Source organism: Bradyrhizobium sp. CER78 (genome assembly GCF_029846235.1).
Taxonomy (GTDB): domain Bacteria; phylum Pseudomonadota; class Alphaproteobacteria; order Rhizobiales; family Xanthobacteraceae; genus Bradyrhizobium.
Genome location: NZ_JARVWP010000013.1, coordinates 97,954 through 121,285 on the forward strand (window position 1 = coordinate 97,954; position 23,332 = coordinate 121,285).

Annotated in this window: 21 protein-coding genes; 4 read left to right on the forward strand and 17 right to left on the reverse strand. The window is 59.7% G+C overall.

What is annotated here, in order from left to right:
- Nucleotide 1 precedes the first annotated feature (1 nt).
- The 4 genes from QDT69_RS25755 to QDT69_RS25770 form a co-directional block, all read right to left on the reverse strand.
- Nucleotides 2-1,006 (reverse strand): 3-hydroxyacyl-CoA dehydrogenase NAD-binding domain-containing protein, encoded by a 1,005-nt coding sequence (locus QDT69_RS25755; protein ID WP_279709280.1) that lies wholly within the window; start codon nucleotides 1,004-1,006, stop codon nucleotides 2-4.
- Between the two features lie 24 nt (nucleotides 1,007-1,030).
- Complete coding sequence (locus QDT69_RS25760; protein ID WP_279709281.1) at nucleotides 1,031-1,948, reverse strand: 3-hydroxyacyl-CoA dehydrogenase; 918 nt, start codon at nucleotides 1,946-1,948, stop codon at nucleotides 1,031-1,033.
- 94 nt (nucleotides 1,949-2,042) lie between these two features.
- Entirely contained in the window at nucleotides 2,043-3,287 is a 1,245-nt protein-coding gene (locus tag QDT69_RS25765) for a CoA transferase (protein ID WP_279709282.1), read from the reverse strand.
- A 112-nt stretch (nucleotides 3,288-3,399) separates the two neighbouring features.
- Nucleotides 3,400-4,614 (reverse strand): acyl-CoA dehydrogenase family protein, encoded by a 1,215-nt coding sequence (locus QDT69_RS25770; protein ID WP_279709283.1) that lies wholly within the window; start codon nucleotides 4,612-4,614, stop codon nucleotides 3,400-3,402.
- Nucleotides 4,615-5,163: 549 nt separating this feature from the next.
- Here QDT69_RS25770 and QDT69_RS25775 point away from each other — a divergent pair.
- Nucleotides 5,164-5,379, forward strand: coding sequence for a hypothetical protein (locus QDT69_RS25775; RefSeq protein ID WP_279709285.1), 216 nt, complete (start codon nucleotides 5,164-5,166; stop codon nucleotides 5,377-5,379).
- The gene (locus QDT69_RS25780) at nucleotides 5,376-5,609 is read left to right on the forward strand and encodes a hypothetical protein (protein WP_279709286.1); all 234 of its coding nucleotides are present in this window, start codon (nucleotides 5,376-5,378) and stop codon (nucleotides 5,607-5,609) included. Before QDT69_RS25775 ends, QDT69_RS25780 begins: the two co-directional genes overlap by 4 nt.
- Before the next feature lie 606 nt (nucleotides 5,610-6,215).
- Here the strand turns inward: QDT69_RS25780 and QDT69_RS25785 are convergent.
- The 7 genes from QDT69_RS25785 to QDT69_RS25815 all read right to left on the reverse strand — a co-directional run bounded on the left by QDT69_RS25785 (nucleotide 6,216) and on the right by QDT69_RS25815 (nucleotide 14,949).
- A complete protein-coding gene (locus QDT69_RS25785; RefSeq protein WP_279709397.1) occupies nucleotides 6,216-7,043 on the reverse strand; it encodes a 3-keto-5-aminohexanoate cleavage protein in 828 nt (275 codons plus the stop codon).
- 1,127 nt (nucleotides 7,044-8,170) lie between these two features.
- The gene (locus QDT69_RS25790; RefSeq protein ID WP_279709288.1) at nucleotides 8,171-9,139 is read right to left on the reverse strand and encodes a 3-hydroxyacyl-CoA dehydrogenase NAD-binding domain-containing protein; all 969 of its coding nucleotides are present in this window, start codon (nucleotides 9,137-9,139) and stop codon (nucleotides 8,171-8,173) included.
- 3 nt (nucleotides 9,140-9,142) lie between these two features.
- Entirely contained in the window at nucleotides 9,143-10,093 is a 951-nt protein-coding gene (locus tag QDT69_RS25795; RefSeq protein ID WP_279709289.1) for a 3-hydroxyacyl-CoA dehydrogenase, read from the reverse strand.
- Nucleotides 10,094-10,136: 43 nt separating this feature from the next.
- Nucleotides 10,137-11,351: a CoA transferase gene (locus tag QDT69_RS25800; protein ID WP_279709290.1), complete on the reverse strand. Its 1,215-nt coding sequence runs from the start codon at nucleotides 11,349-11,351 to the stop codon at nucleotides 10,137-10,139.
- A 38-nt stretch (nucleotides 11,352-11,389) separates the two neighbouring features.
- Nucleotides 11,390-12,238, reverse strand: a complete 849-nt coding sequence (locus QDT69_RS25805; RefSeq protein ID WP_279709291.1) for an enoyl-CoA hydratase-related protein — start codon at nucleotides 12,236-12,238, stop codon at nucleotides 11,390-11,392.
- Between the two features lie 58 nt (nucleotides 12,239-12,296).
- A complete protein-coding gene (locus QDT69_RS25810) occupies nucleotides 12,297-13,514 on the reverse strand; it encodes an acyl-CoA dehydrogenase family protein (protein WP_279709293.1) in 1,218 nt (405 codons plus the stop codon).
- A 406-nt stretch (nucleotides 13,515-13,920) separates the two neighbouring features.
- Complete coding sequence (locus tag QDT69_RS25815) at nucleotides 13,921-14,949, reverse strand: AraC family transcriptional regulator (protein WP_279709294.1); 1,029 nt, start codon at nucleotides 14,947-14,949, stop codon at nucleotides 13,921-13,923.
- Between the two features lie 125 nt (nucleotides 14,950-15,074).
- Between QDT69_RS25815 and QDT69_RS25820 the strand changes: the two genes are divergently transcribed.
- A complete protein-coding gene (locus tag QDT69_RS25820) occupies nucleotides 15,075-16,058 on the forward strand; it encodes a helix-turn-helix domain-containing protein (RefSeq protein WP_279709295.1) in 984 nt (327 codons plus the stop codon).
- 155 nt (nucleotides 16,059-16,213) lie between these two features.
- Nucleotides 16,214-16,513: a hypothetical protein gene (locus tag QDT69_RS25825; RefSeq protein WP_279709296.1), complete on the forward strand. Its 300-nt coding sequence runs from the start codon at nucleotides 16,214-16,216 to the stop codon at nucleotides 16,511-16,513.
- Between the two features lie 559 nt (nucleotides 16,514-17,072).
- On the opposite strand, the gene QDT69_RS25830 is transcribed toward QDT69_RS25825, so the two are convergent.
- The 6 genes from QDT69_RS25830 to QDT69_RS25855 form a co-directional block, all read right to left on the reverse strand.
- Nucleotides 17,073-18,215: an HlyD family secretion protein gene (locus QDT69_RS25830; protein ID WP_279709298.1), complete on the reverse strand. Its 1,143-nt coding sequence runs from the start codon at nucleotides 18,213-18,215 to the stop codon at nucleotides 17,073-17,075.
- A gap of 31 nt (nucleotides 18,216-18,246) precedes the next feature.
- Nucleotides 18,247-19,845 carry an MFS transporter gene (locus QDT69_RS25835; protein ID WP_279709300.1) on the reverse strand — a complete coding sequence of 533 codons (1,599 nt, stop codon included), beginning with the start codon at nucleotides 19,843-19,845 and terminating at the stop codon, nucleotides 18,247-18,249.
- 22 nt (nucleotides 19,846-19,867) lie between these two features.
- A complete protein-coding gene (locus QDT69_RS25840) occupies nucleotides 19,868-20,296 on the reverse strand; it encodes a DoxX family protein (protein ID WP_279709302.1) in 429 nt (142 codons plus the stop codon).
- Between the two features lie 2 nt (nucleotides 20,297-20,298).
- On the reverse strand, nucleotides 20,299-22,173 hold the full coding sequence (locus QDT69_RS25845) for an amidohydrolase (RefSeq protein ID WP_279709303.1): 1,875 nt from the start codon (nucleotides 22,171-22,173) through the stop codon (nucleotides 20,299-20,301).
- Nucleotides 22,170-22,454 (reverse strand): XapX domain-containing protein, encoded by a 285-nt coding sequence (locus QDT69_RS25850; RefSeq protein WP_279709305.1) that lies wholly within the window; start codon nucleotides 22,452-22,454, stop codon nucleotides 22,170-22,172. Before QDT69_RS25850 ends, QDT69_RS25845 begins: the two co-directional genes overlap by 4 nt.
- A 76-nt stretch (nucleotides 22,455-22,530) precedes the next feature.
- Entirely contained in the window at nucleotides 22,531-23,199 is a 669-nt protein-coding gene (locus tag QDT69_RS25855; RefSeq protein ID WP_279709306.1) for an isochorismatase family protein, read from the reverse strand.
- Nucleotides 23,200-23,332: the final 133 nt, after the last annotated feature.

Below are 23,332 nucleotides of genomic sequence, written 5' to 3' on the forward strand. Positions count from 1 at the left end.
TTCATGCCTCCTTACGTAGGCGGTTGGTCGGGAGATCGGCTGCCAGTTTGGGGGCGGACACCGTCTCAAGCTGTTTCGTGCGCAACTGCAGGAGCCCGAGCAAGATTTCGTCCCTCTCGGCCTCAAGTTCCTCGATGGTACGCGAGCCGACTTCGGCATGCACGCCGTCGATGAGCTTCTTCTGGATCTCCGGAGTAAGCACCGGTGCGCCAAGGGCCTTCCACGAACTACTCATCGGGCCGGCAAATTGGTGAAAGAAGTGCTCGATGCCGCCAGGGCCGCCGCCGAGATGATTGAGTATCATGTTGCCCATGATGCCCCAGCGCAGACCCGGTCCCCAGGAAAGGGCGTCGTCAACATCGGCGGCGCTGAGTACATCTTCGGCGACGAGGTAATAGACCTCGCGCGCCAAGGCGCTCTGCAGCCGGTTGGCGACGTGACCCGGCATTTCCTTGTTGAGGCGTACTGCCTTCTTTCCGATCGACTTGTAGAACTCGATCGTGCGCAGGATCGTCTCTTCGGAGGTCTTGGTCCCGCCGACGACCTCGACCAGGGGGATCAAGTGCGGCGGATTGAAGGGGTGGCCGATGACACAGCGCTCCGGATGTGACGCGGCGCCCGATTGAATGTCGCTCATCTTGAGTCCCGACGAACTCGACGCGATGATCACGTCGGGCGGCAGCAGTTCGTCGAGCTGGCCATAGAGCTTTTGCTTGAAGTCAAGCCGCTCTGGCCCGTTCTCCTGGACGAGGTCAGCGTCCGCCAGTGCTTTTGCGAAGTCAGCAGTGAACGTCAGGTTCGATTGCGATGCGCCGGGCGAGAGACCCAGCCGTTCCAGCGCCGGCCAAGCGGCTTTCACGAACTTCCTCAGGGCGATTTCTGCGTCAGGCGCGATATCGGTCGCGACGACCTGCAGTCCCTTTGCGAGAAACAACGCGCTCCAGCTGGCGCCGATCACGCCGGTGCCGATGACAGCGACGCGGCGGATTGTCTTGGTGTTCGACATGATCAATTCTCCTGCGATCGAGCTTTAGACTTCTGCGTAAGCGACGCCGGTGAGGTTGCCCTGGGCCGCGAGAATGGTGCGCTCCTCTGACCCGTCCAGGCGGGCGGAGTACAGCGATCCGGCAAAATCGGTCACAAACATCCGGTCACGCCAGAGATCGAGCGAAAGGCCGATTCCTTCCATCAGATGTTTGACGACGATCTCCGCCGATAGAACTTTTGCGTCGATCGACGCGCGACTTACTGTGTTTCCGCGAGGCGGGTCGCCACGGTCGGTCCAGTAAAGCGTACGCCTGCCGATATCTAACTCGAGGTCGATCGGCTCCGGCAGATGATCGAGCAATAGTTCAATGTCCGATCGGTTTGCGCCGGTCTGACCCCTGGGGATCTCGATTCCCGCACGGCAAAGGCGACCTCTGTTTCCCTTAGTCGGACCTTTTTGGGTCCAGTAGATCTGCTGACGCACAGGGTCGATGGTTACGCCGACGCACCATCGGGCCTGGTCACGACGGTCGAGATCGCCTCGTCCGGTCTCCACGAGCGTTTCGATCTGAGAGCCATCGAGGTTGGCGCGCATTACGCGCATTCCTTCGCGATCGCCCCAGTAGAGTTTACCGCTCGGCTTATCGAGATGCAGCTGCTTCGGCGTGTACGTACCTCCGGGCGCAACGATGACCTTGCGGTTCGTTCCATCGAGGTCGGCGCGCTCGATCGACCCGTCGTTCAAGCTGGGAACGCCCATATTGGTCCAGTAAATGTTGCCAGCGGCAGCATCGACCGCGATGCCGTCAGGAAATTGGCAATCCGTGACGATCACCTTCCGATCCGATCCGTCGGCATTCATCGAATGAATCCGTCCGGCATTGAGTTCGAGCAGGAACAGTCGCCCAGAGTGCGCCGCGCCCGATGAGACCGTTGTCTTTTCAGCCTGGAGTACGGTCATGGGATATCCTTTCGTGTTTGCAGTCGCGCCTGGTGCGCGCGTTTGTGGGGCCGCTGACGACCTACTTGGTCGCCGCGCTCATGATGTGGCTTCTTCAGCTTTGGCGAAGCGTCTGCGGTATGCGTTTTTCTGCTTGGGGGATGGCACCGTCCTCGCGCAGGCTCTCGATGCTCCTGGCGTCGAAGCCCAGCTCACCGAGGATCTCTTCAGTGTGCTCGCCCAGGCCGGGCGCGCGCTGAGCCAGAACCTTCGCGACGCCGTGCACCTGGATCGGACTGCTGATCGTTGAGCTGACGTTGTCACCCGCGCCTTCGATCGGAACCACGATCTCGTTTTCGGTCAGTTGCGGATCGTTGATCACTTCCTGTGGTCCGCGGACCTCTCCGAATGTGACGTTGACGCCGGCAAAGACCGAGTGCCAGTGTGGCATCGCTTGGGCGCCGAATACTTCGTCGAAGACGGCCGTGAGCTGCGTCATGTTCGCCAGAAGCTGCGCCGGTTCGGAAAAGCGCGGATCGGTCAAGAGATCCGGTCGGCCGATGGCGTTTGCGACCGCCGCGAATTTGTCAGGGGTGACGATGAGCACGAACCAGGTGCCATCAGCGGCACGATAGACATTCATCGCGGCGTTGGCGGGATGCGTGCGGTCGTGCATCGGGGGAAATTTGGCCCCAGCCAACGCGCCCTGAATCGACACACTCGCGGCCCACACACCTTCGGCCAACAGCGACGTGGTCACATAAGAGCCTTTGCCAGTCCGTTCGCGTCGATAGAGCGCAGTCACGATCGCCGAATAGAGGCCAACGGCTGTCGCATTATCGCCGCTGCCGCTTACCGGCCAGGTGGGCGGCGCACCGGCGTCGCGCGTCAACGACAGCAGACCGCTGCGTGCCCAATAGGACGTGATGTCGAAGCCTGGCAAGTTGGCGTCCGGTCCCCTCTCACCAAATCCGGTGAGATCGGCGTAGATCAGGCGCGGGTTCCACCCAGCGACGTCATCGTATTCGAGCTTCAACTTCTTGCGCGCATGGTGCGGCGTGTTGACGATGAAAACGTCGGCCCAGTTGGCGAGCTCGAAGATAACCTGCTGTGCGCCCGGTGACTTGAGATCGAGCGCAATGCTGCGCTTATTACGATTGGCAAGGTGCCACTGATACGGATCCTCGGACTGCGGTTGAATCGGCGTCTTGTTCGCATGCCGCCACGGATCGCCGTGCGGCGGCTCGACCTTGATGACGTCGGCGCCGAAGTCGGAGAGGATCACGGCGGCGCTGGGTCCTGCGATGAAGCTCGACAGATCCGCGACCTTCAGTCCGGAGAAGATGTTTTCGTCTGGCATGACTGACTCCTGAGTTGACCCGTGATCTTCGCTGGCCCTTCGAATGGCCCAGCGACCTTGGTCCAGGTTGAGGGGGTGAGCCGGTAGCTCAGTGCCGGCCCAGCCGCGAACATCAAACGAAGGCGCTGAGCCCGGTGATCGCCTTGCCGACAATCAGGTTTTGGATCTGGTAGGTGCCTTCGTAGGAGTAGATCGCCTCGGTGTCGGCAAAGAAGCGCGCCACGTTGTAGTCGACCAGAATCCCGTTGCCGCCGAGCACCTCACGGGCCCAAGCAACGGTTTCTCGGGCCTTGGCTGTGCTGAACGCCTTGACGATCGCCGCCTGCGCATCCGTCAGCTTGCCTTCGGTTTCCAGTTGCACCGAGCGGACCAGCATGCCTTGGCAGGCTACGATGTTGGCTAACATCTTCGCCAGAAGCTCCTGAATGAGCTGGAACGATCCGATCGGCTTACCGAACTGCAAGCGCTCCTGGGCGTACTTGAGGGCATTTTCGTAGGCGCCCATCTGGGCACCGGTGATTTCCCAGCCGACGCCATGCCGGGTGCCTCGCAGTACCAATGCAGCATCGCGAAACGTTCCCTTGCCTCCCTGAAGACGGTTCGCATCTGGGACGCGGCAGTCGGTCATCGTGATCTGGCCATTCTGCACCACCTTCAGCGCGAGCTTGTTCTGTATCTTCTCGACGCTAAACCCGGGTGTCGTCTTGTTCGCGACGATGAAGCCCTTGACCTGGTTATCAGCCACGTCGCGCGCCCAGACGATCGAGATGTCGCACCAGGGAGCGTTGCCGATCCAGCGCTTCTTGCCATTGAGAATCCAGGTGTCGCCATCGCGTTTCGCCGTGGTCGTGAGACCACCACCGGCTCCCGAGCCCACCAGCGGCTCGGTCAGCGCGAAGCAGCCGATCTTTTCCATGCGCGCCATCGGCGGCAGCCACTTCTGCTTTTGCTCTTCCGTGCCGGCGAGGTAGATGGAACTCATCGCAAGACCGGTATGGACGCCATGGAAGGTACAAAACGAAACGTCGGTTCGCGCGATCTCCAATGCGACCAAGCCGACCATCAAGGGACTTCCGCCCGGGCAGCCATAGCCATTCATTCCGACACCAGCGATGCCCAACTCCTTGTAAGACGGGAGGAGCTCGAACGGAAAGGAGTCCTCGACCCAGTGCTTGTTGATGATGGGCGCGACTTTCGTCTCCATGAATGCGCGTACCTTCTTTACGATCGCGAGCTCCTGGTCAGGTAGCATCTCAGCGAATTGAAAGAAGTCGCTATTCGGCAGCGGAAGCTGTTTTGCAGGCTTCGGCGCGGTAGCGGTGGCCATCTCGGATCTCCATTCGTTGCGCGGCCTGCGACTGTGGCAGGCGTCTTGTTCCATCGCATCGAACATAGCGAGGCTGTCGGCAGGAAGTTTTGCATCCCGTGCCGTGGTTTTGTCATTCATTGCTGGCGACTGCGGAGGCAAACACGACAATAGTCTCCTCGCTCGTACTAAAGCCGACCGTGGCGGTGGTGAGGTCTCGAAATGCCAACCACGTTCACGCAATCGAATTGGCCAAAGCGGAGCCCGTCGCACACAATTGCCGGAGGCAGAGCTGCGAACTCTCTGATGACGATGCGGGTTTGTTAACCGGCCCAGGAGCGTGGGCGACGTCACTCAATTTTCAAGGCGACTCGGGCCCGCCGAAATGTCGCAGTGTCGCCGGCAACGTACGCGAAGGATCCCGCTAAACGCGGTCCCGACCGACCGCCATCGACAGCAACCCATGAAAACATCACGGCAACCAGAGCAAAGCCGCGACCGAAAAACTTCTGCATAACAGGAACCCACGGCGAATTGATCTCGCCATTCGCCGACCGACGGAGGTTTATCATGACGTTGCAGATCTCACGACGAGGAAATGAATATCGAAAAGCGGCGCAGACTTTGCTCCACTCCGCCAGCACCATGACCAATCGAGCGGTAGCGGACCAACTGAAAGCCCTTGCCGACCTGTACAACCACCGAGCAGAGAACGCTTCGCACGCTGATGCGGCTAAGGCAGCGGCTCGCGCTGCCGCCGATGCCAAGGCGGGAGATTGGACATGACCCAGGTATATTTTCACCGCTCCAATACGAAGAAGGTTTTCCTCGATCACCACGGTGCCGTCGTGAAGGATCTCGCTGAAGCGCGTGACCATGCGACTCGCCTCGTCCAATCCTTCACCAACGAGCGGAGCCTCGAGGATTGGCGTGACTGGGTCTTGCATGTCAGCGACAGCCAAGGTGATGAGCTTTTCGTGATCCCGTTCACCTTCGTACTTGGCAAGCCGCATTGAAGTAGGCATGCACGCAATATTACGCGGACAGTGTCGGTCTGCAGGTCGGTGAACGTCGCTAGACGAGTGAGCGATCTTACCGCGATGGCTATCACCCGTATCTCCGTGCGTGGCCCGGCGCCAAAAATGGCTCGCGACGCGTCCGCATCTGTCAAGATTTGCTGAAACGCAGTTTGGGTCCCCGGCGCATGTCTACCCTTGGTCCCTCGCCGGGCTTCCCCGCGGCCGGTCCTTTCCCCCCGAGGACCGGCCGCCCCTTTCGGAATGTAATCGCATGTCATGCGGGTTCGTCTAACGGGTGTTTAGAGACGACTTAATGCAGCAGTGCAGCGATCGGTGAGCAATCGAGCTTCCCTACGCCCTTGCTTGATTCAACACCCTTTCGAACGCTGTAGCGGCAGGGAAAGCATCTCGAAGCCCTGGGTCAGTGGGCACGCCGGTTGCGAGTCGCGCGAAGCAAGCAGCCCAACAGTGCCAAGCCTCGGCGCTGGCCTTAGCTAGAAGTTGGCTCGAGACATTCTCCGCCGGACGGTCGCTCTCGAACATCCTGCATCCGCGTTGGGAGCCAACATGCCTCAGCAAAGGAATAATTATCCGCCGGCGAAATCACGCCGCGAGCGTCAGCAACTTGCGCGCTTCTTGCACGGTTGCTGGACGTCGCCCGTAGCGATCGCAAAGGTCGACGACTCGCTTGACGAGCGCGGCGTTCGAAGGTGCAAGCCGCTCGCGATCTAGTCGCACATTGTCCTCAAGCCCGGTCCTACAATGACCGCCCAGTTCGAGTGACCATGCGTTGAGCGTGATCTGGTCCTTCCCGATACCCGCGCCCGTCCAGGTCGCGTCAGGCGCCAGGCGCTTCAGCGTTTTCACATAGAACTCAAACGTCTCCCGGTCGACGGGCATAGCATTCTTCACGCCCATCACGAATTGGACATGCAATGGCCCCTTGATCTTGCCCTGCTTCTGCATTGCGACAGCCTGGAAGATCATCGAGAGATCAAACGCCTCGATCTCCGGCTTCACTTCATAAGCCAGCATCTCTGACGCCAGCCATTCGACGAGTTCCGGCGCGTTCTCGTAAACGCGCGTAGGGAAATTGCACGATCCTGTCGAGAGGGACGCCATGTCGGCCCTGAGCGGCAGCATACCACCGCGCTCGCGCCCGGAGCCCGATCGGCCTCCGGTGGAAAGTTGCACGATCATACCGGGGCAATGCCTTCTGACACCTTCCAGTAGGCGTCCGAACCGTTCGGGATCTGACGTTGGCTTGCCAGCATCGTCCCGCACGTGACAATGCGCAAGCGTTGCGCCCGCTTCAAAGGCCTCCTGCGTCGATTCGATCTGCTCAGCGATCGTGATCGGGACGGCAGCATTGTCAGCTTTGGTTGGAAGCGAACCGGTGATTGCAACGGTAATGATACAAGGGACTGCCATAGTGTTCTCCTGATTCATCGGCGGACTACCCACAATCTCATAGCCGAGATCATCGCCGGCGATCGGCAGGACAGGTCCGGTGATAAAGCTCGCTTGATATGAAGCCACGAACAGAATGGATGCCGCCGCTCGCCGATCGCCCTAAAGCGCTTCAAGATTGGATACATTCATTCGCTCGACAGCCTCGGTCGTCCCCCATGAGTTGTTGTTGTCGAAATACTTGGGAGAGGCCCGCTTCCACCATCTCCGTAGATTTCCCTTGCGAAATGGGCTGAAGGCGATCGGGGTTTTTGGCAGCTTTCACAGCCAACGCCGAGCCAGTTTCCGGCCCGCGGCCGTTGGTGGGCTCTAGGCCATCCGTGATGAGTGATTCTCTTTCCGCCTTGGAACGAGCTCCCGCAGCGCAGTGAATCGATCTCTCGTCGCTCCGACGAAGCCACGCAGCCACGCCATGAGTGCCTTGGTCGACCTTCCAAAGCCGGATCGGCTTCTTCTCCATCTCTTGAATGCGAAACCAGAATCCAATCGACCAGGCTGGATCCCGCGAGCCATCAACTCAAACATCTCCGCTATCTCGCAGAAGCGTTCAATTTCGTAAGGGCTTTGGCTCATCGCTGCCGCAAAATGATAGTGCTTCGCTCGCTCCAGAAAATTGGCTCTCCACATCTCTTGGCGGCCATAGGCTCTGGTCGCGATCGAAATTGTCCGAACTGCGGGCATTGACCTCTCTCAAATCTGAGAACCATAGACACGCGGTACCGACGTTCGGTGCGTGCGAGCACCGCCGATGAGAAATCAGTGGAGCCGATTCAAGCTGAGAGCTACAGACGGCTGCCGGTCAGATGCTCAATCGCAAAACGGCGGCCAAGGCGGCCTCTCGGGCCACTCGTCTGGAAAATAGCAGCGAGGCTTGCGGCCATCCTGGACGTCATATTCAGGTTGGCTTGCACCGAAATCGTCCCTCGGACCATAGCGCAGTCCCTCATCTTTTCGAACGCTACGGCCATCGCCAATGACTTGGCTGTCCGATTCGAAACGCCCGACGTTGTCGTAATTCTGGCCAAGCGCCTCACTTGCAGCCAAATTTGAGGCGAGCACTGCGCTAACCAACATTATAGGTAACCGCTTCATTTTTCACCGTTTCCTTCCAATTCCTGGTTGGCATGCATGCCTCGCAGACGCATGAGCCCGACGATCACTTGGTTTTCGTGCTGCGCGAGCTGATCAACCGAGCGTCCGGCTGCCTCGCGTGTCACCCCATCGATGATTTCCTGCCTCAGCTCGGGCGTGATGTCCGGAGTTCCGAGCGCATTCATCATTTCCGCAGTAGGATTCAGCAAGTGGTCCATCCAGTGCTTGATCCCACCCGCGCCGCCGCCGAGGTGCCACTGCAGATTTTGGCCCATCACTCCCCAGCGAAGACCTGGTCCATAGGAAACAGCTGCATCAGCCTCCTCGACGCTGACGACGCCTTCCTGAATGACGTAAAGCATCTCCCGGTAGAGCGCGGCTTGAAACCGATTGGCCACGTGACCGCGAAGCTCCTTTTTCAAATGAATCGGCTTCTTGCCGATCGAAGTATAGAAGGTCATAGCTCGCTGAACTGCCTCCGACGACGTACGTTTTCCGCCGACGACTTCGACCAACGGAACGATATGCGGAGGATTGAACGGATGTCCGATGACAACACGCTCCGGATGTGCGCAGTTTGTCTGAATGACGCTCGCAGTGATCCCGGACGAGCTCGAAGCTATTATTGAGTCGATCGGAGTCGCATCGTCGATCTCTGCGAACAGCTTCATCTTGAAATCGGGCCGCTCCGGTCCGTTTTCCTGGACGAAATCGGCATGCGACAAAGCGTCCTTCATGTTCGCCGTAAAGCTCAGCCGATCGCGCGAGGCGCCTTGGGACAGACCGATCTGGACGAGGTGCGGCCACGCTTCGTCGACGTACTTGCGCAAATTGGCTTCCGCACCGGGAGCGGGATCGGTGGCGACGACGTCGAGCCCGTGAGCGAGATATTGAGCCGCCCAGCTGGCACCGATGACTCCGGCGCCGACGATGGCAACTCGGCGGATTGGTTTGTTGTACGACATGGTTCAGCTCCTGTTGGGCAGCTCTGCGTAGGCGACCCCGGTGAGGTTGCCCTGGTGCGTGAGGACGGGGAGTTTTTCTCCGGAGCCATCCATCTTTACGCAATAGATGGAACCGGCGAGATCGGTCACGAACATGCGGCCGTTCGCGTAGTCGACGGCTATTCCAATTCCTTCCATCAAGTGCGTAAACAGGATGTCGGGCGAGGGCCTCTCTTTGGGAGCCGCGTCCATCGGAGCGCGATTGACCGTATTCCCTCGCGGCGGATCGCCTCGGTCGGTCCAATAGATCAGTCGCTTCGCGATATTTAATTCAAGATCGATGGGCTCGGGTAATCCCTCGTAGAGAACTTCGACGTCGCTACGATTGGCCGCATTCTCGCCTGTCGGCGTTTCGATGTTCGCGCGAAGGATGCGACCGGCTCCAGCATTGTCGGACCCCTTCTGGGTCCAGTACATTTGGCCGCGGTCGGTATCGACGGCAATTCCCACACACCACTTCGTTGCGTCATGACCGGGGCGAGCGTCGCCTCCGCTTGTGTCAACCAACGTCTCGACCGTTGAGCCATCGAGATTGCAGCGCATCACGCGCATTCCCTCGCGATCGCACCAATAGATCTTGCCATTCCTCAGATCGAGTTTGAGCTGCTTGGGCGTGAAGGTGTCGCCTTTAGGCACGATGATCGTGCGGTTCTTCCCATCGAGCCCCACCCGCTCTATCGAGCCATCGTTTTGCTTGAACTCGCCCATGTTGGTCCAATAAATGTGACCGGCACCAGCATCGACCACGATTCCGTCTGGCATCGGGCAACCTGTTACAATGACCTTCTTGTCGGATCCGTCGGGATTGACCGAGAAGATCTGCCCATCAGATGTCTCCAGAACGAACAAGCGCGGAGTCATGGTGCCTGCTGCAGAACTTGGCCGGTCTTGGATGGCAATGGTTTCCGTCTTCATGGACAATCTCCAGCTTAGGTCCTCGATTCGTTGGTACCCCCGGTTAGCCACCAGCTTGCGGTACCGCTCCACTCGCGCGCAGGCTGTCGATCTCGGCCAGGCTAAACCCGAGCTGTTTGAGAACCTCTTCATTGTGCTCACCAAGTTCAGGGGCGCGTTTCGCCGGTACTTTGACGGCTCCATGAACCTGAATCGGACTGCTGATTGTGGAGGTCAGCTTCCCGCCCGCCCCTTCGAGCGGCACGATGATGTCATTCAACCGCAACTGCGGATCGTTGATGACTTCCTGTGGCTGTCTCACAGCACCGAAAGTGATGTGTGCGTCATTGAAGGCCGCATCCCAGTGCGCCATCGGCCGCGACGCGAATACTTTGTCGAGAATTGCGGTCAGCTGCGGCATGTTCTGCAGGAGCTTGGCCGGATCGGAGAATCGCGGGTCCGTCAAAAGATCCATCCGATCGATCGCTTTCGCCAGGACTGGCAGCTTATTGGTTGCGGCAACGAGAACGAACCAAATGCCGTCAGAGGCGCGATACACATTCTTGACTGCATTCGCGGGCCGGCTTCGGTCATGCACAAAGAAGTCCGCGTCGCAAAGCGCGGCCTGGATTGGAACACTCGCTGACCAGACGCCTTCGGCAAGCAGCGAGGTGGTGACGTAAGCCCCCCTGCCGTTGCGCTCACGCTGGTAAAGCGCCAGCAAGATCGCCGAATACAGGCCGACAGCGGTCGCATTGTCACCGCTACCACCGACGGGCCAGGTCGGAGGCGCGCCGGCATCGCGTGTCAGGGATAGCAGACCACTCCTGGCCCAATACGACGTGATGTCGAAGCCAGGGTGATCAGCGTCGGGCCCCTTCTCACCGAAGCCAGTGAGGTCCGCATAGATCAGGCGCGGATTCCACTGAACAACATCGTCGTATTCGAGCTCTAATCGCTTCCGCGCGGGATGTGGCGTATTGACAATCAGGACGTCGGCCCATCGGACAAGCCGCTCGAGAACCGGGCGAGCGCTCGGCGATTTGAGATTGAGCGTGATGCCGCGCTTGTTGCGGTTCGCCAGGTGCCACTGATATGCGTCGTTTGCTTGTGGCTCCGGCGGGCTATTGTTCCCCATTCGCCAGGGATCGCCACCGGGTGGCTCCACTTTGACAACCTCCGCTCCAAAGTCAGACAAGATCACTGCGGCGCTGGGACCCGCGATGTAACTTGCAAAGTCTAAGACCTTTAGGCCGGACAAGATGCTGTCGTTTGTCATTGGTGATTCCTGGATTTTCACAAGCGGAGAGCTGTTCTTCACTGCCCGCGGAACCACGGCACGCGCTTTTCAAGAAAGGCGGACGTGCCCTCATCTTTGTCCTCGGTTGCGGCGCAAAGTGCGAAATAGGCAGCCTCAAGAAGCAGGCCTTCGCTCTGGCTTGTCTCCAAACCCTTGTTCACCGCTTCAAGCGAGAGCTTGACGGCGATCGGTGCGTTGGATGCGAAGCTCTGCAGGATCGCCTCGGCGCGTTCGATCAACTCCGGCGCCGGAACGATTTCGTTCACGAGCCCGATGCGCCAGGCCTCCTGTGCACTGATTATCTCTCCCGACAGAATGAGCATCAGGGCGCGACCCTTGCCGACCAACCTCGGTAGACGCTGCGTTCCGCCACCACCTGGCATGACACCGAGCTTGACTTCAGGCTGCCCGAACTTCGCGCGATCCACCGCAATTCTGCCAGTGCAGGCCATCGCCAACTCGCAGCCACCTCCAAGAGCAAAGCCATTGATCGCTGCGATGACCGGTTTGCCGAGGTTCTCGATCAGATCAAGGACCTCCAGACCGAAACGAGCAAATCGTTCCGCTTCAAGCACCGTAGCCTGCGCAAGCTCACTGATATCGGCGCCCGCTACGAATGCCTTGTCGCCGGCGCCCGTCAAAATGACACCGCGTACCGCTGCGTCATCCCGCGCATCTTCAAACGCAGTCCGCAGATCTGCCCACGTCGCCCGGCTGAGTGCATTGAGCACCTTCGGCCGATTGACCGTCACGTAAGCGACGGCGCCCTTCTTTTCGTACGCAACATTCGCCAGCGTCAGCGTTGCTGGCGAAGTGACCGATTTGGCCAAGGACGAAGGCACGAGTGCAGCTGGCGACGAGGCCATGTTCATCTCTCCTGTTCTGAAAAGGGGCGAGCCAGCAAAAAAGCCGGCCCACGCTGCGTCACACGTAGGCGCTGAAGCCCGTGATGGCCTTACCGAGAATCAGATTCTGCATCTGATAGGTGCCTTCGTACGTGTACAGCGGTTCAGCATCCGCAAAGAAGCGGGCGACCTTGTAATCAGCCACAATGCCGTTGCCGCCGAGAATCTCGCGGGCCCAAGCGACAGTCTCGCGGCACTTGGCCGTGCAAAACGCCTTGCCGACTGATGCACGGGCGCCCGTCAACTTGCCTGCATCGTTCAACTCCGCTTCGCGGACGATTAGGCACTGCGAAGCCGTGATGTTGGCGATCATCTTGGCGAGCAGATCCTGCACCAACTGGAATGAGCCGATCGGTTTCCCGAACTGCGAACGTTCCTGGGAATATTTGAGGGCGGCCTCGTAGGCACCCATCGCGCAGCCGGTCGCCATCCACGCAACAGTGTAACGGGTCATCTTCAAGACGTTCGCGGCGTCGCGGAACGACTTGGCATTCTGGAGGCGATTTTCTTCTGGCACCCGAACATTCTTCAACGTGATGTGACCGTTCTGGACGACCTTTAGGGAGATTTTGTTCTCGATCTTCTCGACAGAGAAGCCGGGCGTCGTCTTGTTCTCGACGATGAAGCCCTTGACCTGGCCGTCGGCGACATCCTTCGCCCAGATGATGGAAATATCGCACCACGGCGCATTCCCGATCCAACGCTTCTCGCCGTTGAGGATCCAGGTGTCGTCCTCGCGCTTCGCCGTAGTAAGCATACCGCCGCCGGCACCCGAACCGACGAGCGGCTCGGTCATGCCGAAACAGCCGATCTTCTCAAACCGCGCCATCGGCGGCAGCCATTTCCGCTTCTGCTCTTCCGAGCCGTTGAGATAAATGGAGCCCATTGCCAAGTGACTGTGAACGTCCACGAAAGTCGCGAACGAAGGATCGACCCGGGCGATTTCCATTTGGCTAAAGCCCACCAGTGCCTGGCTTCCACCGGCGCAGCCGTAGCCTTGCAGGCCGATCCCACCGATGCCCAACTGCTTCACCGCCGGCAACAGCTCGAAGGGAAACGCGTCGTCAACCCAGTATTTAGTGATAACGGGCGCGACCTTCTCCTCCATGAACTCGCGGATCCTTCGCACTGTCGCGAGTTCCTCGGCGTTCAAGGTTTCATAAATCGAGTAGAAGTCGCTGTTCGGCGCCGGCAGCTGCTTTTGTGCCAAGGTTGTTGGCGTGGCGGTGATCGGCATGATGGCTCCTTGTTCGACCGAGATGTAAGTTCCGTGACAAGCGGGGAATTCCACACGCCTTGATTCTCGGACTATCGTATTGCGATGGAAGTACCGAAGCGTTGCGCCGAAAGCTTCTCTTGGTGTGCTGCTGTTTGTGTCATTCGTTGCTGAAGACAGCGGCGGCGATCCCGTAAATTGATGCCACCATCGAAAGCGCCTCCCCCGGCGACAGCGATCGCAGCGGCTCGGAAGCGAGCGCTCGCGGTCTTCGCTTCGCGTGCCTTCCCTTTTTCATTTGCTGCTGGTGAAAGGCCGCGAAAGAGCGCCTAGCCGGCGAAGAATTTGGCAGGACCTTCGCTGCTTACTTGAAGGCAGCGCTTGTGAAAGACACTCAACGGCAATCAGGCTCTAGTCGCCGCGTGACTCAACGATCTGCCGCTCTTGGCCCCGCCGTCACACGCGCGCGGTATTCGCCAGGTGACTCGCCGAACCAACGATGGGTGGCGCGAAAAAAGGTGCTTTGGTCGGCATAGCCCAGCAGATAAGCAATCTCGGCGGAGCTCAGCCGTCTATCAGCGAGATGTTGTTGTACGAGCTCACGCCGCGTTTCGTCGACAAGCTTGGTGAACGAGGTGCCCTCGCTCGTGAGGCGGCGCTGGAACGTGTGATCGCTCATGTTCAGCGCCGCGGCAATGGTCGAGCGCAACGGCGCTCCGTCCAGCAAACGGCACGCGACTGCCTGGCGCGCGCGATGGCTGACGTCGGCGTGCTCCAGACTGCGCAGCGCCTGCTCGGCCATGCGGTCGTGAAAGTCGGCCAGTTCGGGGGCGGCGGTCGGAAGTTTGCTCGCAAGATCTTCCCTGGAGATCAGCAAACCGTTGAAAGGCGCTTCGAACTGCAGGGGCGCATTGAAGGCTTCATTGTAGGCGGCAAGCGAGCTCGGCTGGTGGTGCCTGAAGGCCGCAGCCAAGAGCTGCGGCGGCCGGCCAAGCATCAAGCGGCAAAAGGTCAGGACGGTCAGAAGCAAATAATCGTTGCGTTGGCGGGGGATCGGACATTCGCCACCAAACAGCTCCACACGCGCCCACTTGCCGCCCTTTCCCGGGTCGAGCGTGATCATCATAGCATCGCTGACAACACTGTTGTAGCGGATCGCCCGCGCTAGGCCCGTCTCCAGGTCCGGGCTCGACATCATGGCATAGCCAACGAGGCCAAAGTGGTTGGGCCGCGCGTACGGACTGGACAGCCCGATGTCCGGATTGCCTGAGCGTTCGGCGGCAATCATCCAAAGCTTGCTGATCCCTTCGGTCGGCCAGCGAAACTCGACATGCTCCAGATTCTCAATGCGAAGTCCGGCTTGCGCGAACAACGTAGCCACGTCTAGCCCCTGCGCGAAAAGCGTGTTGGCGACACCGCGCATCCAGGTCGACGAGGTCGTACGCTTGTTCACCATTGCGTGTGGCGTTCCCAAGCCAATTGTTTGGCTTCCCCGGATCAATTGTTCAGGGCAGCGCCGTCCCTACCTGCAGACAATCCATACAAACTAGATTTACGAAGGAAAATCAAGGAGACGCAGCTATGTTGAGCCAAAATGAGGCGCCATCATACTGTGGCGACTTTTGGGAGAAGCATGGTCCCTCGAAGCTACTGCTATCCTCGGCATATCGTGGCTGGTCCGGCCTGACAGCCGAGCTGCGCAGCCATGGCAAGGGCGTGATCCCGTGGAAGGGCCCGCAATTCGACACCCATATTTGCCTCGACGTACACGGCAGGAAATCGCGCATCACGCGACAGGCCTCAGGCATCGAAGACTGCATTGTGACGGCCCGCAGTACTATTTGGCTTTCTCCCCCTGGTTGGCGCGAAGGCTCGATCGATATCGCCGAAGACCTGCCGGGCATCCTGCATCTCTATGTCTCGCCGAGCCAGTTCTCGCCCAGCAAGCTCGGTATCGACATCGATGCTTCATCGCTCGGCGCGCTGACATACGAAGCCGCTTTCGAAGATCCACTTTTTGGCGAGATGGCACACGCTATTGCGACGGAACTGAAGTCCGAAACATCTGCCGGCAAGCTGTTGGTCGAGTCTCTGACCAACAGCATGGCGGCAAGACTGATTCAAAAGCACGTTAGTACGCCAATCGCCCAGTCCTGTGCGCTTCACGCAAGAGGAGGGCTCGATCGGCGCAGGCTCTTTCGTGTCCTTGACTACATAGAAGCAAACCTGGAAGGCGATCTCTGCGTTGAAGACATGGCATCGATTGCGTGTCTGAGCCGATACCATTTCGCACGGGCCTTCAGACAGTCCGTCGGGCAATCGCCGCATAGTTACGTCAGTGCCAAACGTCTTGAGCACGCGAAAGCAATGTTGATAAGCGGCAATCGCTCGCTGATCGACATTGCGCTTTCTCTAAGCTTTTCCAGCCAAGCTAATTTTGCGCGCGCCTTCAAGCAGGCGACGGGTCTAGCGCCCGGTCAATACCGTCGACAGTTCGGATCGCGACATAGGACCTCACCATCCGACAATGTCAGCGTCAACCCGGTCCTCTCGATAGCGACGTAGATCTTTCCCGGTTTGCGCTCAGCAACGAAAGACACACCGACGGCACGCAATGCAAAGCCAGCTGCCGGACGCGTTCGCTATGCTCCAGTTTGTGAAGCGAGAGCCGCCAGGCGCGGAGAAGTACGAGTGGATCATCGCTGCCTTAGGTTACTGCCATGCCGATACGTCAATACTTTGTTTGGGTAGGGAGCGTCCTTCTTTTGGCGCTGTTTGCCGCCGACTGGTGTCTTCCGGCTCCGGTTGAACATTCACATTCTGAAGTTCCACCGAACGAGCAGGTCAATCTACGGATCCGCTCCGAACACAAGTGGCCCGAACGCGTGGTGTTCATTCCTGCCCATTCATGGCTGTTAGTCGCCGAAGCGGCTCATCCGCGACAAGACAGCACGTCAACTCCAAGCTTCACCTTCCTGCGACCGAGCATCGCCGGTCAAATTAAGGTTTCGAGAAAATGATGATAGCGCGTCTGACAATATTGAGCGTTGGCATTTTCGTCGCCCATACTATCGATGCGCTGCGCAGTGGCGCCCAAGCAGTAATTCCTTCGCAGTGGGCACAGGCTTCGTTCACTTCGAGCCGACGTCGCCAGTAAGTCGCCGAGACCAGCGAAAGGCGAGCCTCTCGCCAGCGCCTCCTACCATCCCCGCTTGATCTTGACGCCTAGGTAGTTGGAGTCGTGCCCCCGGCATTTCGCATCGCCTCGCCGAAGATGCTGGTGGCATTGTTTGCACTAACAAGCGCCGGCATTTTTGCAGCCGATATTCTGGACGCACTGGGCACTAGCCACCCACATCTACCTTCTAAAATTCCACGGAATGATGGGTCAACCTTCGGATTCGCTCCGATCACCAATGGCTGACCGAATGGCATTTGTCATTCCGCGCGAGCCATACGTTGCGCCGACGTTGACGGGAGATTACCGCTTCGGACCAACTCGGGGTATGGCCAACGACCAAATCGCTCAGCGTGCCGCTCGCAGTTATGTGAGCTTCTGGCGGGAACATTAGACCGTTATTAGCGGTCGAGAATACCAAGATACGCGGGAGGCGTAGCGGTGTAGATTTTCGCTTCCACCGACATGCCCGGAGAGATCCAGCGCAGCGCCTCGCCCGGATCAATGAAAGTGATCTTGACCGGCACGCGCTGCACGACCTTGACAAAATTACCGGTTGCATTCTCCGGGGGCAGCAGCGCGAACTGCGCGCCCGTGCCCCGTTGAATGCTGTCGACGCGTCCCTCAAGGCGCAGGCCTGGGAAGGCGTCCACTCGGACAGTTGCCCGCTGGCCAGGACGGACATTCGTCAGTTCCGTCTCCTTGTAATTGGCGGTGATGTAAAGTTCGTCGGGCACGATTGAGAACAGTACCTGTCCCGGCTGCACATAATTGCCGACTTCCACTGTCTTGTTAGCAACAGTGCCGGCATCGCTGGCACGAATGCTGGTGTAGGAAAGGTTGAGCTGAGCCTGGGCGAACGCTGCCCGCTGCCGTTCCGTTGCAGCCTTTGCTTGGACCAATTGTGTTTCTAGCACCGCCTCGTGGGCGCGGGCCGCATCGAGCGCCGCCAGGTCATGCTGCAGCGTGGCGCGGTGCTGCCCTACATCGGATTCGGCCTGCTGCAGGCGCTGGACGGTGCCCGAGCCGGAAGTCGCCAGCGACTGGTAGCGATCGAGCTGCTGCTGCGCGAAATCGAGCGTGGCTCGGTCGCCGTCAACGGCCGATTGGCTCTCTGCGACAATCGCATGCTGCTCGCGGATCTGCGCCTCGATATTCGCGGCGTTCGCCTGTGCGCTCTTCAGATCGGCGTTCGCCATCTCCACAGCAACCACGAAATCGCGCGGATCGAGTTCAAGCAGCAGATCGTCTTGCGCGGCCTTGGAATTGTCGTTGACATGCAGCTTGGAAACATAGGCGGCAACCTTGGACATGACTGACACTACATGCGCGTTGACATAAGCATCGTCGGTCGAGACCTGCCACAGCTCCGGCACATAGAAACAGAACCCAATCACCGCCGCGATGAGGAGGGTGGCACCGACGACGAGGGCGCGCCGCGGCGAGTGCAGGTCATGCGCAACGGCCTGCTTTTGCTCCGCCGGTTTGCCGGCCCATGGCACTGGCGGCGACGACGCCTCCCTCAGGGTTGTTTGGTCAGTCATGGCAATCGGTCTCCGCTTGCTGTCATGCGGCTCATTTCTTAGGTACGACGGGCGTCGGCGGGATCAGCGGCACGAGGCAGAGTGTAATGACCCCAATCAGCGCCATGAACAGGAAGGCGTCCGCATAGGCGAGCGTCGCTGCCTCGCGGCCCCCGACTTCGGCAAGCAATTTGGTGGCGATCTCATGGCTTCTGATCACCGAGTAGCCGCCGCGCACGGTGACGGTGTTCGAGGCCGTGGTCATCCATTCCCGTACGACCTGGCTCGAGGCCCTCAGATGATCGAACAAGCGCGAGGAATGCAGCGTCTCGCGCTGCTCCACCAGGATGGTAAGCACAGCGACGCCGAGCGCCGCGCCGAACTGGCGGAAGGTCATATAGAGCGAAACACCGTCAAGCAGCTTGTGCTGCTCGATCCGCGCGACGGTGCCGCTGCCGACCGAAGGCAATAGCGCTGAGACGCAAAGTGCATAGAGCATAAGCGGAAGATAAAAGTAGGAAACCGGCGTGTCCCTGGTGAGGAAGCGGTTGATCAGGAGCATCGATGCGATCAGGCAGAGGAGCGCGCCACAAATCGCCTTGCGCTGCCCGAAGCGGGCGACGACGCTAACGATCAACGGACGCACTGCCGCCGCCGTCAGCGCATACACCGCCATCACCCGCCCGGTCTGCGTCGCGCTGAGCGGCTGCGAGGCTACGTTGCGCAGGAACTCGGGCAGCATGTAAAGGCTGCCCGACAGGATCATCCCGGTAAACACGCCAATCAGCGCGGATGACAGCACATAACGGTCGAGCAAGAGCTCGAGGCGGAGCAAGGGCGCGCGATTGCGTGGGCTGGTCTGCCAGATCGCGAACAGGGCCAGCGCCGTGCCGCCGAGCCAGGCCAGCACGCGGATGCGTGGCGATCCGAACCAGTTGTCGATGTGGCCGCGGCTCAGAATGATCTGCAACGAGACCAGCGTCACGGCGATCAGGACGATGCCTGCCCAATCGGTTGGCCCATGCGACCGCTGCACCGGCAAATCGGGAAAATATCTCAGCAGTACCGCGATCGCCACCGCGGCATAGATGAGGTTGGGAACGCAGATCAACCGCCAACTGAACTCATCGGTGATGTAGCCAGCAAACAACATGCCTAACGCGCTCGACAGATAAAGCATGGTGGAGACGCGCATCAAGGCTTCACTGCGCTGCGGCTTGGGCAGCAGCATGTATACGCTCCCGCGCCACCAGACTACGAGGCCTGCTCCCGCAAGCCCTTGGAAGGCGCGTGCGACCAGCAAGGTCTGAAAACTATAGGCGGTGACGCTGGCAATCGAAGCCGCTGCAAACAGCAGGATGGAGCCGATGATGTAGCTCCTGTGGCCGATATAGCCGGCGAGCCAGACGCAAACCGGCACGCCCATGAAAAGCGCCGAGCTATAGATGGTGAGACTCCAGCTCGCTTCATCGCCGGAGACACCAAAGCTGCCCGTGATGTCGGTAAGCACAAGATTGACGCTGTCGGCGGTATAGAACTCCATACCGGTCGCAAAGCCGAAGCCGAGCAGCAGCATGTGAAGGTGACGCTGCGAAAACGTCACGGTTGGCTGCGCTATATCGACCGCCGTCGGTTGGATCAGCTCTTCCATCGTAACACCACGCGATCACCGGCTACCCGTGCAAATCATACGCTGCGACCAGAAGAAAACCTCCGACCAGACCAAGATGCTCGAAGAACGAGTTCTCCGTTTCATAGCGTTTAGGCAGTGGCGCATCCCAGAATCGGTTGGCCAGAAAGGTCGCGAACAAGGTGAATGCTCCCAGCAAGAGCGCGCCGGCCCAACAAAAGAGGCCGCTCATAACCAGGAGCGATGCGCCGATCTCCAGCATGATGACGGCAATCGCGAGTGGCGCAGCCGGCCTTAGGCCGAACTGTTTCATCTCGGCGAGCGCGGCGCCGAAATTGAACGCTTTGGTCAGTCCGCCCTGCAGATAGGCACCGCAAAGGAGAAGCGTGGCGATCCAGCGCAGCGTAGGGGTTGAGAAAACCGGCGCCAGCCAGGACGTCAATGTTGCATTGAGCGCATCGAGCCAGCTCATGGTCACACCGCCCAGCAGGCGCAGCCGAGCGCGCCCCAGAAGCTCTTGAGATCTGCAACGGGGACCCGGCTCGACCAGGCTCGCGCGTGATCATGCCCATGGACGCCGCAACTGTTGGCGCAGCCGCAGAATGTGGTTGCCTCGATCCTGGCCGCCCGCGCCGGGCCCTTCTCCGCCCAGGCACCGTAGCCGCCGAAGCTCCGCACCGGCGACCAGTCCGGCATCGCCGGCGGCGGCGCGGCCTTGTCGAGGGGAGCGAAATCCCGTGCGCCAAAAACGATCTTGCCGCCGACGATCGTCAACTCGCTGGTGATATCGGCAATCTCGTCCTCCGCGCAGGAGAAGTAGTCGCGATCGGGGACGATCAGGTCCGCGAACTGACCGACCTGTATACGGCCCTTCTTACCTTCCTCATTGGAGAACCAGGTGACGTTTTCCGTCCACATGCGCAGTGCCGTCTCGCGATCGAGGCAATTGCGCTGCGGCGTAATGCGAAGTCCGGCTACCGTCCTGCCCGTGACCAGCCAGGACAGCGAAACCCAGGGGTTGTAGGAGGCGACGCGCGTAGCATCGGTGCCGGCGGACACCTTGACACCCTTGTCGAGGATCTTTTTCACCGGCGGCGTTGCTTCCGCGGCCCGAGCACCATAGCGCTCGACGAAATATTCGCCCTGATAGGCCATTCGATGCTGCACCGCGACGCCGCCGCCAAGCGCGGCAATGCGATCGATCGACCGATCCGAAATCGTCTCGGCGTGATCGAAGAACCAATGCAGGCCTTCCAGTGGCGTGTCCTGGTTCACTTTCTCGAACACGTTGAGCGCGCGTGAGATCGTCTCGTCGTAAGTCGCGTGCAGCCGCCACGGCCATTTGTTCTGTACCAGCACACGCACGACGTCCTCGAGCTCGCCTTCCATTTCCGGCGGCATGTCGGGCCGCGCTACGCGGAAATCCTCGAAATCGGCGGCCGAGAACACCAGCATCTCGCCGGCGCCGTTGTGACGGAAATAATCGGTGCCTTGCTTGTATTTCGAGGTGCTGGTCCAGTTCAGGAAGTCCTCCTTCTCGCCCTTCGGCTTCTGCGTAAACAGATTGTAGGCAAGGCGAATCGTAAGGTTCCCTTCGTCAGACAGCTTCTGGATCACGGCATAATCGTCCGGGTAATTCTGGAAGCCGCCGCCTGCGTCGATCGCGCCGGTGACGCCAAGCCGGTTCAGCTCGCGCATGAAGTGCCGCGTCGAATTGACCTGGTAGTCGAACGGCAGCTTCGGACCTTTGGCCAGCGTCGCGTAGAGAATGTTGGCGTTCGGTTTAGCAAGCAGCAGTCCGGTCGGATTACCCTTGGCGTCGCGCGTGATCTCGCCACCAGGAGGCTCCGGGGTATCTTTCGTGTAGCCGACCGCACGTAGCGCTGCAGCGTTGAGGATGGCGCGGTCGTAGAGATGCAGGATGAAGACCGGCGTGTCGGGCGCGGCCGCATTGAGCTCATCGATGGTTGGCAGACGCTTCTCCACGAACTGATGCTCCGTGAAGCCACCGATAACGCGTACCCACTGCGGTGGTGGCGTGATCGCCACTTGCCGCTTCAACATCGCCATTGCGTCTGCGAGCGAGCGCACGCCATCCCAACGCAGCTCCATGTTGAAGTTCAGACCGCCGCGGATGATGTGGAGATGATTGTCGATGAGGCCGGGCAGCGCGCGGCGTCCCTTGAGATCGATGACTCTGGTCGAGGGGACGGCCAGCTTCATCACGTCGCTGTCGTGACCAACGGCCGTGAACACGCCATCCTTGATCGCGACGGCGGTGGCCGCGGGATTGCCGCGGTCGAGCGTGGCGAAGAGTCCGCGATGGAGGATGATATCGGGAGCGCTCATGAGATCTTGTCCGTAGTCTTGACGGTTGACGGCTCACTGCCAGCCGCGTGGCCCAGCAGCATTCCAAAGATGTGTGGCGCACATTTCGCCCGACGCCAGGCAGCTGACAGCGCCGAGCCTGTCATCATCTGCTTGCCGATCGGGATTGCCTGCTCACCAACGAGAATGCCGAGCAGTCCTACCAACGCCACCAGCGGCGGTGCCGGCGAGCGCACGTTCAGAAGGCTGTAGATGACTCCGATGAGAACGCCGGCAGCGAGAGACAAGACGTAGGTTTTCATGACGCTTTCCGGCTTCGAGGTTTATCGCCGGCGGCTCGCAGCGCCGGCGACATATCTGATGCGTTGCAAGGCTGCGTCAGGCCGCTTGCTTCTCCGACGAACCGATGCGCTTTGCGTTGTCGTAGCTCTCCATGACTGCCCTGTAGTTCGGGGTGGCCACGGTGTAGATGTCGGCGATCTCCGCCGCTTCGGGCCGCGCCCACGTGCGATGCAGCTCGGAGATGGTCGCGTTGGTCGAGGTCGGCACGATCCCGCCCTGGATGAAGCGCGCGAGCGTTGTGCGCGAAACGAACTCCGTGGGGTCGCCGGAGGCGTCCATCACCGCATAGACGTTGAAGCCTGCCGCCTTCGCATCCAGCGCGGGGAACATCACGCAGACGCTGGTCCAGACACCGGCCATGATCAGCGTTTTCTTACCGGTCGCGCGAACGGCCTCGACATAGGCATCGTTGTCCCAGGCGTTAACTTGGCCATGGCGCGAGACATAGACCGCATGCGGCGCGTGCTCGGCGATCTCCGGCATCAGCGGGCCGTTCGGTCCCTCCGGCACGGACGCCGTCGTGATGACCGGAATCTTCAGAAGGGTCGCGATCCGGGCTAGTGCGATGACATTAGCCCGCAGCTCAGCGACGGTGATGTCCTTCACGGTCTGAAGCAAGCCAGCTTGATGGTCGAGCAACAGCAAGGCCGTATCGTCAACATTGATCAAGGCCTTGCCGCCGCCGCTGGGGAGAATGTGGCTCATTTGGTGCTCCTGTCCTTTCAGAATTTTTCCAATTGATGGCGTTGAAGATAGGAGCAGAACCGTTCGCGCGCTTTGCACCGCGTGCTGTCGCTTTTTCCTTTAGTGCTGTCGATCGAAGGAGGTTTTAGTGACC

What these genes read in the sequence shown, in the direction of transcription:
- QDT69_RS25830 (WP_279709298.1), bottom strand. Translation starts at nt 18,215, where the DNA reads ATGACTGACCAAACAACCCTGAGGGAGGCGTCGTCGCCGCCAGTGCCA.
- QDT69_RS25805 (WP_279709291.1), bottom strand. Translation starts at nt 12,238, where the DNA reads ATGGCCTCGTCGCCAGCTGCACTCGTGCCTTCGTCCTTGGCCAAATCG.
- QDT69_RS25765 (WP_279709282.1), bottom strand. Translation starts at nt 3,287, where the DNA reads ATGCCAGACGAAAACATCTTCTCCGGACTGAAGGTCGCGGATCTGTCG.
- QDT69_RS25835 (WP_279709300.1), bottom strand. Translation starts at nt 19,845, where the DNA reads ATGGAAGAGCTGATCCAACCGACGGCGGTCGATATAGCGCAGCCAACC.
- QDT69_RS25855 (WP_279709306.1), bottom strand. Translation starts at nt 23,199, where the DNA reads ATGAGCCACATTCTCCCCAGCGGCGGCGGCAAGGCCTTGATCAATGTT.
- QDT69_RS25755 (WP_279709280.1), bottom strand. Translation starts at nt 1,006, where the DNA reads ATGTCGAACACCAAGACAATCCGCCGCGTCGCTGTCATCGGCACCGGC.
- QDT69_RS25845 (WP_279709303.1), bottom strand. Translation starts at nt 22,173, where the DNA reads ATGAGCGCTCCCGATATCATCCTCCATCGCGGACTCTTCGCCACGCTC.
- QDT69_RS25780 (WP_279709286.1), top strand. Translation starts at nt 5,376, where the DNA reads ATGACCCAGGTATATTTTCACCGCTCCAATACGAAGAAGGTTTTCCTC.
- QDT69_RS25850 (WP_279709305.1), bottom strand. Translation starts at nt 22,454, where the DNA reads ATGAAAACCTACGTCTTGTCTCTCGCTGCCGGCGTTCTCATCGGAGTC.
- QDT69_RS25825 (WP_279709296.1), top strand. Translation starts at nt 16,214, where the DNA reads ATGCCGATACGTCAATACTTTGTTTGGGTAGGGAGCGTCCTTCTTTTG.
- QDT69_RS25790 (WP_279709288.1), bottom strand. Translation starts at nt 9,139, where the DNA reads ATGTCGTACAACAAACCAATCCGCCGAGTTGCCATCGTCGGCGCCGGA.
- QDT69_RS25820 (WP_279709295.1), top strand. Translation starts at nt 15,075, where the DNA reads ATGTTGAGCCAAAATGAGGCGCCATCATACTGTGGCGACTTTTGGGAG.
- QDT69_RS25840 (WP_279709302.1), bottom strand. Translation starts at nt 20,296, where the DNA reads ATGAGCTGGCTCGATGCGCTCAATGCAACATTGACGTCCTGGCTGGCG.
- QDT69_RS25815 (WP_279709294.1), bottom strand. Translation starts at nt 14,949, where the DNA reads ATGGTGAACAAGCGTACGACCTCGTCGACCTGGATGCGCGGTGTCGCC.
- QDT69_RS25785 (WP_279709397.1), bottom strand. Translation starts at nt 7,043, where the DNA reads ATGGCAGTCCCTTGTATCATTACCGTTGCAATCACCGGTTCGCTTCCA.
- QDT69_RS25770 (WP_279709283.1), bottom strand. Translation starts at nt 4,614, where the DNA reads ATGGCCACCGCTACCGCGCCGAAGCCTGCAAAACAGCTTCCGCTGCCG.
- QDT69_RS25760 (WP_279709281.1), bottom strand. Translation starts at nt 1,948, where the DNA reads ATGACCGTACTCCAGGCTGAAAAGACAACGGTCTCATCGGGCGCGGCG.
- QDT69_RS25810 (WP_279709293.1), bottom strand. Translation starts at nt 13,514, where the DNA reads ATGCCGATCACCGCCACGCCAACAACCTTGGCACAAAAGCAGCTGCCG.
- QDT69_RS25775 (WP_279709285.1), top strand. Translation starts at nt 5,164, where the DNA reads ATGACGTTGCAGATCTCACGACGAGGAAATGAATATCGAAAAGCGGCG.
- QDT69_RS25795 (WP_279709289.1), bottom strand. Translation starts at nt 10,093, where the DNA reads ATGAAGACGGAAACCATTGCCATCCAAGACCGGCCAAGTTCTGCAGCA.
- QDT69_RS25800 (WP_279709290.1), bottom strand. Translation starts at nt 11,351, where the DNA reads ATGACAAACGACAGCATCTTGTCCGGCCTAAAGGTCTTAGACTTTGCA.